General features: G+C 68.5%; 13 protein-coding genes. 7 read left to right on the forward strand and 6 right to left on the reverse strand.

Annotated elements, in window-relative coordinates:
- Nucleotides 1-87: 87 nt before the first annotated feature.
- A complete protein-coding gene (locus ABWP92_RS00760; protein WP_353233428.1) occupies nt 88-444 on the forward strand; it encodes a DUF6916 family protein in 357 nt (118 codons plus the stop codon).
- On the opposite strand, the gene ABWP92_RS00765 is transcribed toward ABWP92_RS00760, so the two are convergent.
- Nucleotides 431-1,015: a GNAT family N-acetyltransferase gene (locus tag ABWP92_RS00765; RefSeq protein ID WP_353233429.1), complete on the reverse strand. Its 585-nt coding sequence runs from the start codon at nt 1,013-1,015 to the stop codon at nt 431-433. The genes ABWP92_RS00760 and ABWP92_RS00765 overlap by 14 nt on opposite strands.
- A complete protein-coding gene (locus ABWP92_RS00770; RefSeq protein WP_353233430.1) occupies nt 996-1,355 on the reverse strand; it encodes a DUF6916 family protein in 360 nt (119 codons plus the stop codon). The genes ABWP92_RS00765 and ABWP92_RS00770 overlap by 20 nt, the downstream gene beginning before the upstream one ends.
- A 221-nt stretch (nt 1,356-1,576) precedes the next feature.
- Between ABWP92_RS00770 and ABWP92_RS00775 the strand changes: the two genes are divergently transcribed.
- Nucleotides 1,577-2,215 (forward strand): MBL fold metallo-hydrolase, encoded by a 639-nt coding sequence (locus ABWP92_RS00775; RefSeq protein ID WP_353233431.1) that lies wholly within the window; start codon nt 1,577-1,579, stop codon nt 2,213-2,215.
- On the opposite strand, the gene ABWP92_RS00780 is transcribed toward ABWP92_RS00775, so the two are convergent.
- Both ABWP92_RS00780 and ABWP92_RS00785 read right to left on the reverse strand, forming a co-directional pair.
- Nucleotides 2,197-3,156 carry a DMT family transporter gene (locus ABWP92_RS00780; RefSeq protein WP_353233432.1) on the reverse strand — a complete coding sequence of 320 codons (960 nt, stop codon included), beginning with the start codon at nt 3,154-3,156 and terminating at the stop codon, nt 2,197-2,199. The two genes, ABWP92_RS00775 and ABWP92_RS00780, sit on opposite strands and share 19 nt — an antisense overlap.
- Nucleotides 3,157-3,229: 73 nt before the next feature.
- Nucleotides 3,230-3,946: a helix-turn-helix domain-containing protein gene (locus ABWP92_RS00785; protein WP_353233433.1), complete on the reverse strand. Its 717-nt coding sequence runs from the start codon at nt 3,944-3,946 to the stop codon at nt 3,230-3,232.
- Between the two features lie 84 nt (nt 3,947-4,030).
- Here ABWP92_RS00785 and ABWP92_RS00790 point away from each other — a divergent pair, with 84 nt between their 5' ends.
- From ABWP92_RS00790 to ABWP92_RS00800, 3 genes are all read left to right on the forward strand, one after another.
- Complete coding sequence (locus ABWP92_RS00790; protein WP_353233434.1) at nt 4,031-5,407, forward strand: AmpG family muropeptide MFS transporter; 1,377 nt, start codon at nt 4,031-4,033, stop codon at nt 5,405-5,407.
- A 159-nt stretch (nt 5,408-5,566) separates the two neighbouring features.
- On the forward strand, nt 5,567-6,283 hold the full coding sequence (locus tag ABWP92_RS00795) for a response regulator (RefSeq protein ID WP_353233435.1): 717 nt from the start codon (nt 5,567-5,569) through the stop codon (nt 6,281-6,283).
- A gap of 51 nt (nt 6,284-6,334) precedes the next feature.
- Nucleotides 6,335-7,651 (forward strand): HAMP domain-containing sensor histidine kinase, encoded by a 1,317-nt coding sequence (locus ABWP92_RS00800; protein WP_353233436.1) that lies wholly within the window; start codon nt 6,335-6,337, stop codon nt 7,649-7,651.
- A 22-nt stretch (nt 7,652-7,673) separates the two neighbouring features.
- Here ABWP92_RS00800 and ABWP92_RS00805 read toward each other — a convergent pair whose 3' ends face one another.
- Nucleotides 7,674-8,936: a YbfB/YjiJ family MFS transporter gene (locus ABWP92_RS00805; protein ID WP_353233437.1), complete on the reverse strand. Its 1,263-nt coding sequence runs from the start codon at nt 8,934-8,936 to the stop codon at nt 7,674-7,676.
- An 84-nt stretch (nt 8,937-9,020) separates the two neighbouring features.
- Between ABWP92_RS00805 and ABWP92_RS00810 the strand changes: the two genes are divergently transcribed.
- Nucleotides 9,021-9,917, forward strand: coding sequence for a LysR substrate-binding domain-containing protein (locus ABWP92_RS00810; protein ID WP_353233438.1), 897 nt, complete (start codon nt 9,021-9,023; stop codon nt 9,915-9,917).
- Between the two features lie 14 nt (nt 9,918-9,931).
- A complete protein-coding gene (locus ABWP92_RS00815; protein WP_353233439.1) occupies nt 9,932-10,984 on the forward strand; it encodes an NAD(P)H-dependent flavin oxidoreductase in 1,053 nt (350 codons plus the stop codon).
- 10 nt (nt 10,985-10,994) lie between these two features.
- Here the strand turns inward: ABWP92_RS00815 and ABWP92_RS00820 are convergent, their stop codons facing one another.
- Nucleotides 10,995-11,753 carry a hypothetical protein gene (locus ABWP92_RS00820; RefSeq protein WP_353233440.1) on the reverse strand — a complete coding sequence of 253 codons (759 nt, stop codon included), beginning with the start codon at nt 11,751-11,753 and terminating at the stop codon, nt 10,995-10,997.
- Between the last annotated feature and the right edge of the window lie 4 nt (nt 11,754-11,757).

An 11,757-nucleotide genomic window follows, 5' to 3' on the forward strand; every position in this document is an offset into this window, starting at 1 on the left:
AATAGATCAATCAAAATGTTAAAAAATCTTGCGGCAAATCAGATGACGAAATCCAATCGAAGAAATTTTCTGAAGCTGGCTGGCTCCATGCCCGCAACCGCGGTCGTGCCCGGCGCCATGCTGACCGCGGTCGCCAGCCAGGCGAGCGAACCGCCCGCCAGCGCCGCGCTGACCCGCCAGAAGTTCTTGGCGCTTCTCGATCAAACCTTCCATCTTTCCCAGGATGGCACGGCACGCACGGCACGGCTCACGTCCGTGGAAGACTTGCCCAATTGCACCAACCACGCGCAGTCGTTTCGCGCCGTGTTCGAAGTGCTGGGCCCCCAGGGCGCACGGCAGGCGCTGTGGCAGGTGGAACACCCCAGCCTGGGACTGCACGCCATCTTCATGACCCCGAATGACGCGCAAGGCCGCGCGCTGGAGGCGATCTTCAATCGCGGTTGAGGGGTGCTGGCGCGGCTGCCTGTCCCGTGGTTTGCGCCGTGGTTTGCGCGGTATTGACCGGCTGCGGCTCCCGGAACATTTTCATGTACGCCCCCTGGATTTCGCTGTCCACGAACCCCAAGCGCTCGTAGAGGCGTTTGGCCGGGTTGTCTGGCTCCACGAACAACCGCGCTCTGCGCCCCGTGGCATCGGCCTGCTGCGTCACCCAGCGGACCAGCTGCGTGCCATGCCCCTGTCCTCGTCGCCGCACTGACAGGGACACTTCCATCAGGGCCAGCAGGTCCGGTCCGTCACTCAGGTACAGCCGTCCAATCCGGACACCCTCCAGTTCGATCACGAAGTAACGGGCATAAGGGTAATGGGCGCGATAGTGCCGATCCTGCAGGGTGAATTGCGCGTCGCAGAACGCATCCATCTCCTGCTCCGTCCAGCCGGAGGCAGCCAGCTCCGGCCTGCGCACCTCCCGATAGACCGAGCGCAAGAACGGATAGTCATCAGGCCGCACGGGACGCAGGACCAGCGCCCCCACGCGCAGATCCGCCGGGGCGCCCTCAACCGCCATGGCTGTCATGGCTCACGCAGGCCTCGTACTCGAGCCCTTCGCTGGTGCGCGCCACGGGTGCGATGAACACCGCGAAATCTCCCAACTCCGCATGGCGCATGCGGTACGTCCGCTGCGGCAACTGCGGCGACGCGGGGCCCTGAAAAAATACGCTGAACTGCTGGTGCTGCTGATGGGCCGGGCGCTCCCGCAGCGCTCCCAGCCGAAGCGGCACCGACTGGGTCCGCCCCTGCTCATCCCCCCAGTAGCACTGCAACACCTGTCCCTGCAATGCGGCCGCGATGTCGTGGGTCAGCACGCGCGACCAAAGCGCATCGTCGAGCAAATGGGTCTCAGTGACTGGTGGCATGTGGCGGCATCTCGCAATGGAACCGGCAAATTCTACAGGCGCCTTGAGCCCTCGAGCCGTCATTGGCGGCCCGCTTGGCTCTTTCCAGAGCCCGGATCTTCGCGATCCATGCCGGCGCAACCCTCGCGCAGATCAACGCGTTTTGAAACTCTGTTGTCGAAGTTCACCGCGCCTCCCGCAAAATATTCGAAACTTCATCATCAGCAACCTCGTCTCCCGCCATGCTCCAATACCACACCGTTCCCGTCACCGCCTTTCAGCAGAACGCCTCCATCGTCTGGTGCGACGTCACGGGGGACGCCGCGATCATCGATCCGGGCGGCGACATCGACGCTCTGCTGGACCAGGTGCGCCAGCGCGGGCTGAACCTCAAGGCAATATGGCTCACGCACGCGCATATCGATCACGCGGGCGGCGCGGGCGAGCTGGCGCGCGAGCTCGGCTTGCCCATCATCGGCCCGCAGGAAGGCGACCAGTTCTGGATCGACGGATTGCCGCAGCAAAGCAGGATGTTCAATTTCCCGCCCGCGCTGGCGTTCACGCCCACGCGCTGGCTGCACGATGGCGACACGGTGCAGATCGGCAACGAGACGCTGAACGTGCGCCACTGCCCCGGCCACACGCCGGGCCACGTGGTGTTCCACGCCCCCCAGATCGACCGAGCGTTCGTGGGCGACGTGCTGTTCGCGGGCAGCATCGGCCGCACGGATTTCCCCAGGGGAGACCATCAGCAGCTGATCGACTCGATCGTGCAGCGGCTGTGGCCCATGGGCGACCAGACGGTGTTCATCCCGGGACATGGCCCCGAGAGCACGTTCGGGCGCGAGCGGCGCACCAATCCCTACGTGGGCAACACCTGAACCGTCCTGGACGCCCGCAGCTCGGCGCGCACGACCACCAGCAGCCCGGTCATGACGAGCGCCAGCCCGGTCCAGGACTGCAGCCCCTGACGCTCGCCGACCACCCAGATCGCCAGCACGAACGCCGCGACGGGTTCGATCAGTGAAAGCGTCACCCCGGTGGGGCCGGAAATCCCGCGCAGCCCGGTGGAGAACAGCGCATGCGCCATGCCAGACACCACCACGCCAAGGTAGGCCGCCACCAGCAGCGAGGGCAGGCTGAACCGGGGCGCGCCCGCCAGCAGGAAGGCCACTGGCACCGCAAAAAGCGCCGCGCCGCTGAACACGTAAAAATTGGCCAGCCCGGGCGATACGTGCGCCACCAGCCGCTTGTTGATCAGCGCATAGGCGGCATAGGACAGCCCCGCCAGCAGGCACAGCAGCAGCCCTCCCGCCGACAGCGGCGCCGCGCCCGCCCCCTTGCCCAAGGCCATCGCCACGCCGCCCGTGATGCTCACCGCCGTGCCGCACCACCACAGGGCGGACAGCGGCGTGCGCAGGAACACGGCCTGCATGAGTCCGGCCCAGATCGGGCTGGAGCCAATCGCCACTGCCGTGCCCACGGCCACGCCGGTCAGTTTGACGCCCGCATAGAAACAGATGCTGTAGCCGCCGATGCCGGCGGCGGCCAGCGCGATCAGGCGCATGTCCAGGCCCAGCCCGGAGGGCCGTGGAAACAGCGGCTGCCCTCCGCTTTTCCTGCGGCGGCGCACCATCGCCCATCGAAGCACGGCATAGAAAACCGCCGATACCGCGAGTTGCGCCGCGCCCAGCCAGTAGGGCGACAGGCCTTGCGCGCCCAGGCTCTGCGCGGTGCCCGTCGTTCCCCAGAACACGGCCGCGATGCTGACGAGCGCCACCCCGAGGGCGGGAGAGACCGGGTGGGCAGGCGGGTGCGTCATGGGCGCCATCATGCCGCCGCGCAGCCCCGCGATTTGTAGAGAAACGCTCGTGGTGCGCGCACGGCGCGGCCCGTCATGCAGCCCTGCGGGAGCCGCGCCGCAGGTCCCGCGCGCCCACCTGGCGGTCGCGGCGCAGCGCGAACGCCAGCGCGCTCGCGCTTTTGTAGCCGCAGCGCAATGCCGTGGTCTCCAGCGGCTCGCCGCGCGCGAGCGCGCGCGCGGCAGCGTCCAGGCGCTGCTCGCGCAGCCACTGCTGCGGCGTCTTGCCGGTGAGCTCCAGCCAGCGCAGGTGAAAGCGCTGCGCGCTCAGATGCACCAGCGCGGCCATGCGGCGCGTGTTCCAGTTTTCATGCAACTGCCGGATGATCTGCTCGCGCACATGGGACAGATCGAGGTCACGGCGCGCAAGCACGCGGGGCGCGCACAGCAGCTCGCTCAGGTGCCGGCCCGCGTCGTCGCCGCTCAGGGCGAGCGGCTTTTCACGCAACGCGGCGGGAACGGCGAAGCGCCGCACCTTGTCCACGCCGCCGCGGTCGTGCGGGGCGTCGATCACCAGCAGCCGCGCGCCCGGCGAGGCAAGAAACCCATGCTCCACGCCGGCGGGCACCACCATGCCGCAGGCCGCATCGACGAAGGCCGCACGTCCGTTCACCTCCAGTTCCATGCGGCCTTCGAGCGCATACAGAATCTGCGCATGGTCGTGCGCATGCGCCGCGTGTTCGCCGCTGTAGTGGCGAACCGACGCGATGGGCGCTGTCAGCAGGAACGAGGAATGGGCATGGCGGGCCATGCGGCACATGGTAGCGCGGCGGCGCGGCGCATGTCCGCATAATGGCGGCTGCCGCGCCCTGCCCGCCTCTCTTTCTTTCGCTCGATGTCTTCCGAATCCACCGCCCGAACCGAAACCGCCGACCTTCCCGCACGCTCGTGGCGCGACGCATGGCTCGTCTATCTGCGCCCCGAGAGCCTGCGCATGCTGTCGCTGGGATTCGCCGCGGGCCTGCCGCTGCTGCTGGTGCTGGGCACGCTGTCGTTCCGGCTGCGCGAGGCGGGCATCGACCGCGGCACCATCGGACATCTGAGCTGGGTGGGCCTGGCGTATGGCTTCAAGTGGGTCTGGGCGCCGGTCGTCGATCGCGTGCCGCTGCCCTGGCTCACGCGCGCCATGGGCCGGCGGCGCAGCTGGCTGCTGGCGGCCCAGATCGGCGTGATGTGCGGGCTTGCGGGCATGGCGCTGTCCAACCCGCAGACGGCGCTCGGGCCCATCGTGGCGTGGGCGCTCGTCACGGCGTTCTCGTCGGCCACGCAGGACATTTCGCTGGATGCCTACCGCATCGAGTCCGCTCCGATGGATGAACAGGCGGCGCTGGCCGCAAGCTACCAGCTGGGCTACCGGCTGGCGATGATCTGGTCGGGCGCGGGCGTGCTGTGGCTGGCCGCGCGCTCCGAGGTCGCGTCCCTGGCCGGCGCCTACCAGGATGCCGCCTGGCGCATTGCCTATCTGGCGATGGCCGCGTCGATGATCGTTGGCGTCATCACCGTCGTGCTCTCCCGCGAGGGGAAGGGGCGCGAGCTGCCGCCCGCGCGCGGCGCCCGGGAGTGGCTGCAAAGCGCGCTGATCGAACCTTTCGCCGATTTCTTCCGCCGCTACAGGTGGCACGCCGCGGTCATTCTCGCGTTGATCGCCGTCTACCGGATCAGCGATGTCGTCATGGGCATCATGGCCAATCCGTTCTATGTGGACATGGGTTTCACCAAGGACGAGGTGCTATCGGTCGTCAAGACCTACGGCATCGTCATGACCATCGCCGGCGGGTTTGTCGGCGGCGCCCTGTCGATGCGCCTTGGCGTGATGCGCGTGCTCATGCTGGGCGCGGTCCTCAGCGCGCTGACGAATCTGCTGTTCGCGTGGCTGGCCACCGTGGGCCACAACGTGCCCGCGCTGATCCTGGTGATCTCGGCGGACAACCTGGCATCCGGCATCGCTTCCGGGGCCTTCATCGGCTACCTGTCCAGCCTCACCAACATCAGTTATTCGGCGTCGCAATACGCGCTGTTTTCCTCGCTTATGCTGCTGCTTCCCAAATTCGTCGCGGGCTTCTCGGGCGACTTCGTGAACGCCTACGGCTACAGCCGCTTCTTCATCTCCACCGCCATGCTCGGCCTGCCCGTGCTGCTGTTGGTATGGGCCGCCGGCCACGTCAAGAAGCGCAGCGAGCATGCGCCCCCTGCTTCCTCCGAAGCCGGCTGATAAACTGCCCGCGCGCCCTGCGCACCCCGTGCGTCCCGCGCTTTACCTATCTTTACGGAAACGGCGAACACGAGCAGCACGGCTCATGCACCATGTCGGGAAGAAGCCAGCCCGGCTGGCGCCCGATGCCGTGATAGTGAAGCCCATCATTCCAACGCCATGCCTCATAACCTGTTGATGATCGAAGATGACGCCCGGCTCGCCCAGATGGTGAGCGAGTATCTGGCGCAGTCCGGCCTGCACGTCTCGCACTGCGGCGACGGGCAAAGCGGCCTCTCGCGGCTGACCGGCCCCGACGCCGCCGAGTTGCCCGAGCTGGTGATTCTCGACCTGATGCTGCCCGACATGGACGGGCTGGAGATCTGCCGGCGCATCCGCTCGCTGCCAGCGCCCGCCTCGCAGGTGCCGGTGCTGATGCTCACCGCCAAGGGCGATCCGATGGACCGCGTGATCGGCCTGGAGATCGGCGCCGACGACTATCTGCCCAAACCCTTCGAGCCGCGCGAGCTGCTCGCGCGCATCCGCGCCATATTGCGCCGCCGCGAGACCGGCACGCCGGCCGCGGCGCAGACCATGCGCTTCGGTTCGCTGGAAATCGACCGCGATGCGCGCACCGTCACCGTCAACGGCCAGCCCGCCGAGCTGACCTCCTATCAGTTCGATCTGCTCGTCACCATCGCCGAGCGCGCCGGCCGCGTGCTGACGCGCGACCAGATCATGGAAGCCGTGCGCGGCCGCGAGCTGGAGGCATTCGACCGGTCGATCGACGTGCACATGGGCCGCATCCGCGCGGCCATCGAGGCCGACCCGAAGAACCCGCGCCGCATCCTCACCGTGCGCGGCGTGGGCTACGTGTTCGCCAAGCAGCAGGATTGAGGCGGCGGCCCGCCTCGCCCACCGTCCCCGCATCCATCCAACGCCATAGACATGTCACTGATCAGCCCGTTTTCCCGACGCCTTTACCTGCGCATCTGGCTTGCGCTGGTGGGCGGCGTGCTGGTCTTCGCGTTCGTGGTGGGCCTGGCCTGGCGCTGGACGGCTGAACACAATGCCCAGCAGAACCAGCAGCAGCAACCTCCGGCCCGCGACATCGTTGTCACGGACGACGACGGCAACCTCGTTCTGCGCGGCCTTGCCACGCGCGTGCAGCGCGAGCCGCGCGAGCCCGGAGAGGCCGTGGAGTTCAGCATCGAAAGCGAGTCCGGGGAGATTTTCCAGATGCAGCTATCGCCCCGACCGCCGCGCCCGGACGGCGCGCGTGAAGGAGTCCGCGAGGGGGGCCGTGAAAGGCGCGACGGCCGTGGACGCGACCCGGCGCGCGACGTGGCGTTCTGGCTGCGCCCGCCATTCGGCTTCGTCTGGGTGCTCGCGGCCGTGGGGATCGCAGTCACCATCGGCGTGTTTCCCATCATCCGCCGCCTGCTGCAGCGGCTGGAGAATCTGCAGCGCAGCGTCAAGCGTTTTGGCGAGGGCGACCTGAAGGTGCGGGTGCGCGCCCAGGGCCATGATGAGGTGGCCGATCTCGCGCGCCAGTTCAACGCCGCCGCCTCGCGCATCGAGACCCTGGTGCAGTCGCACAAGTCGCTGCTGGCCAACGCATCGCACGAATTGCGCTCGCCGCTCACCCGCATCCGCATGGGCATGGAGCTGATGCAGGACGGCACGCCGTCGCCCGCGTCGCGCGCCGAGATCCTGCGCAACATCACCGAACTCGACCAGCTCGTCGATGAGATCCTGCTGGCCAGCCGGCTTGACGCCGGGGCGGCCGACGTCGGCACCATGGAGCCCGTCGATCTGCTGGGACTGGCCGCCGAGGAATGCGCGCGCGTGGACGCCGACCTGAACGCCCATACCGAGGGGCTGCAGGCAACCGACCTGGACGTCGAAGGCATCGCCAAGCTGCTGCGCCGCGCGGTGCGCAACCTGCTGGAGAACGCGCGCCGCTACAGCCAGGGCGAGATCACGCTGGAGCTGTCGCGGGAAGGCGGCGAAGTCGTGATCCGCGTGTGCGACCACGGCCCCGGCGTTGCGCCCGACCAGCGCGAACGCATCTTCGAGCCGTTCTACCGTCTGCCCGGCGCCAGCGAGCGCTCGGGGGGCGTCGGCCTGGGCCTCGCGCTGGTGCGCTCGATCGCCCAGCGGCACCACGGCAGCGTGCGCTGCGAGGACCGGCCGGACCACCAAAGCGGCGCCTGCTTCGTTCTTCGGCTGCCCGCCGTGCGCAACCAGAACATGGCGGGATGAGGCCCGCGCGGGGCGATCTCCCTCATTCCTGGCGGCGCGGCCAGGCCAGCACCGACACGGCGTACATCGCGGCGCCCAGCACCAGTGCCGACGCGGCGAAAATCAAGGCCCGCTCGAATCCCTGGCCTTGCGTGGAATGCTGGAGCAGCCAGTTCACCAGCGGCGGCCCCGAGATCTGTCCGATCCCGTAGAGCACGCTGACCAGCGCGACGAAGCTGTCCGCCGACGAGGGCCAGAGGCGGCGCGCCTCGCGCAGGCCAAAGAAGGTGATCACCGTGAACGGCAATCCGACCAGCAGGCTGCCCAGCGCGAACCCCAGCGTGTCCGGAAGCAGCAGCCCCAGCACGACGCCCGCGGCCTGCACCAGGAAGGCCGCCACGAGCACCAGGCGCTGGTCCCACTGCGGGCGCGCGCGCGTGCTGGCCACGGTCCCCACGACCGCGCCCACGCCGGCGATCGGCCAGAAAAGATCCGCCCAGACGGAGTGGCCCGGCAACGCCCCGCGCGCGATCACCGGAAGAAAGGTGGCGGTCACGATGTAGCCCAGCCCGGACAGGCCGTAAGCCACCGCGTGGATCACTCTGGCGGCCACGGGCGCCGCCGCCTGCGCCGATGCCTGCGCGCCGGACTTCGCATGACCCGGATGGAGCGCCGCCCGGCCCGCGATCACCGGCCAGATAGGCACGCATAGCAAGGCCGCCAATACCGCGAACAGCAGCCAGCCGCTCGCGGCGCGCCAATGCATCGCCACCATGCCGCTGGTGAGCACGCCGGTGAGCGCGATGCCCAGCCCCGGCCCCGCATAGATGAGCGCCGCCAGCTCGGGGCGGCCCAGGGCCGCCAGGCGCACCATGCACCAGGAGGTCAGGCCGAGCAACGTGATCGCGCTGGCCAGCCCCGCGCCGAAGCGCAGCACCGTCCAGAACTGGGAAAACGGCAGCGCCATGGCGGCAGTGAACACCGCCGTGATGGCAATGCCCAGCTTGACCAGCACCGCCGGGTGCAGCACCTCGTAGGCGCGCGGCGCAAGCCACGGCAGCGCCATTCCCAGCAATGCGCCGGCCAGATAGCCCAGATAGTTGGCCGTCGCCAGCCAGCTCCCCTGCGCCAGGGTGATCACCCCGTCGTGCAGCATCATGGGCAGCAGCGGCGTGAAGGCGAAGCGCCCTATGCCCATGGCAATGGCCAGCGCGGCCATACCCGCCAACGCGATGCGCCACGGGCGCGTCGAACCGCTGGCGGCCTGCAGGCCTCGGGGTTGGCCCTCCGAAGATTTCAAGGACATGCTCTCCATGGTGATTTCATTCTTGTTTCAAGATTGTTTTTTATATGATAATCTCAAAAAAAGATTTATCAGGAAATAATTACCGTGGATTTGCTTGCGCTGGAGATTTTTCGCGCGGTGGCCGAGGAACGCAGCGTCACCCGCGCCGCCGAGCGGCTGGGCCGCGTGCAGTCCAACGTGACCACGCGCGTGCAGCAGCTCGAAGAGCAGTTGGGCACGGCGCTGTTCGTGCGCGAAGGCCGCCGCATGCTGCTGACGCCCACGGGTGAGACGCTGCTGGGCTATGCCGAGCGCCTGCTCGCCCTGGCCGAGGAGGCGCGGCAGGCCGTGTCGCCCGGACGGCCCACGGGCCAGCTGCGGATCGGCGCCATGGAAAGCACCTCCCTGGCCCGGCTGCCCCAGCCGCTGGCCGACATGCATTCCCGGTGGCCCGAGCTGCAGCTCGAGCTTCGCACTTCGCCTTCGCGCCAGTTGGTGGAACAGCTGCTCGCCTACCAGATCGACGCCGCCCTGGTGGCCTGGCCTCCTCCCGGCGTGGACGCGGATGAGCTGGCGCTCGACCTCGCACCCGTCTTCAACGAGCAACTGCTGCTGGTTCTGCCGGCAACCCATCCCCCCGTGCGCTCGGCCCGGGACCTGCAGATCCACACGCTGGCCGCGTTCACGCGCGGCTGCACCTACCGGCAGATCGGCGAGGAGTGGATGCGCGGGCACGGCAAGCACGCGCCGCGCGTGCGCGAACTGGCGTCCTATCCCGCCATCCTCGCCTGCGTGGCCGCGGGAAGCTGCGCGGGCATCGTGCCGCAATCCGTGCTCGAGCAGCTGCGCGCGCCGCCCGCCCTGCAGTGCGTGCCGCTCGCGCAATGCGCCACCATGCTGGCGACCCGGCGCGGATACGGCACGCCGGCGCTGGACGCCTTCCGGCAGGCGCTGCAGGCCGGCGCGCCGCCAGCACCCCATCCACAGAACATGAACCACTGACCGAGGAGCCCGCCATGACCACCCCATCCCTGTTTGCGCGACTGGGTATCGAACACCCCATCATCCAGGGCCCGATGACCGGCTCGGACACGCCCGCGCTGGCCGCAGCCGTCTCCAGCGCCGGAGCGCTGGGCATGCTGGGCTGCGGAATGCGCTCGCCCACAGCCATGAAGGAAGCCGCTGAAGCGGTGCGCGCGGCCACCGACCGGCCCTTCGGCATGAATCTGTTCGTGCTGAAAACACCGTCGCCCGACCCATCAGCCGTGCAAAAGGCCATGGCGCGGCTGGAGCCGCTGTATGCCGAATTCGGCCTGCAGCCCGCCATTCCCGCGCAATGGTGCGAGAACTTCGAGGCGCAGTTCGAGATGCTGCTGGCATTGCGCCCGCCCGTGGCGAGCTTCACCTTCGGCATCCTCACCCGGAACCAGACCGAGCGCCTGCACGCGGCGGGCATCCCGGTGATCGGCACCGCCACGACCGTGGCCGAAGCCGAGGCCTGGGAAATCGTGGGCGCCGACGCCGTCTGCGTGAGCGGCATGGAAGCGGGCGGCCATCGCGGCACCTTCCTGGGCGACTTCCAGGCCAGCATGATCGGCACCCTGCCCCTGGTGGCCGAATGCACGCGCCGGCTGAGCGTGCCGGTGATCGCCGCGGGCGGCATCATGGACGGGCGCGGCATCGCCGCGGCACAGGCGCTGGGCGCGGCAGCCGTGCAGATGGGGACGGCGTTTCTCGTCTGCCCCGAATCCGGCATCGGAGCGGCCTACCGCGAAGCGTTGGCCGGGGCATCGGCCTGCGACACCCGCTGCACCCGCATCTTCTCGGGCCGCCCATCGCGCGGCATCGTCAACACGATGATGGAAAAACTCGCCGGCTTCGAGCAGGATGTGCCCGAATACCCGGTGCAGAACGCGCTCACGGGGGCGCTTCGCCGCGCGGCGGGGGCGCAGGGCCGCGCGGACTATCTGTCGCTGTGGGCCGGACAGGGCGTGGCGCTGGCCCGCGCGATCCCCGCCGGCGAACTCGTGGCCACGCTGGTGCGCGAGAGAAGCGCCGCAGCCGCCTGACAGCCAGGACTCAGTCGTTCCACCAGCGTGTTTTCTCGCGCTGGTGGCGATGCCTGAACCGCAGGAACACGTTGTCGTTGGGCTCGCGCTGCAGCCGCTCGAACAGCTCCATCACGACGACGCCCAGCGGATGCAGGGCGCACACGTCCTGCAGCCGCCAGCGCAGGTTGCGCAGCGTGTCGTCGGTGCCGGGAATGAAGCCCGCGATCCCGTCGAACAGGCCGACACGGTGTGTCCGCAGCGCATCGAGCGACTCCTGGCGATCGGGCGCAGCGGTGTCCACGCCCTTGATATAGCGCTCCGTCTCGGCCAGCTTGACCGTATTGACCAGCAATGGGCCGTTCATCGCCACGGCGCGCAATACGGGGTCGCCGTCATGGTCGATGAAGGTATCGCACGCCGAGATAAGCCAGCGCATGTCCAGATGCCCGGCGAGAAAATCACGCTCGGCTATCCACATGCGCTTGAAGCGCGCGTAGTTGGCCTGGACGTCCGCCTCGCGGCGGATCAGCACGATCAGCATGGCATGCTGGTACAGCAGTTCGCTCTGGCCGATGAATTCACGCCGCACCCGCGCCAGGTGCTCGTTCAGATCGACGACGGAGCCGTGCGCATGCTGCGGCTCCTCCTCTCCCGCGACGATGCTGGAGCGCAAGGCGGCAAAGTCCTGCGAATCCAGCTGCGGCGCAAGCGCGTCCGCGCCAAAGCGGCGGCGGTGCCGGGTGAAGGAGAACCACTTCTCGAAGGCGGATTTGCGGCGATGGATCATGGGA

The sequence above is a fragment of the Diaphorobacter ruginosibacter genome (genome assembly GCF_040396215.1).
In the GTDB taxonomy this organism is placed as follows: Bacteria; Pseudomonadota; Gammaproteobacteria; order Burkholderiales; family Burkholderiaceae_C; genus Diaphorobacter_A; species Diaphorobacter_A ruginosibacter_A.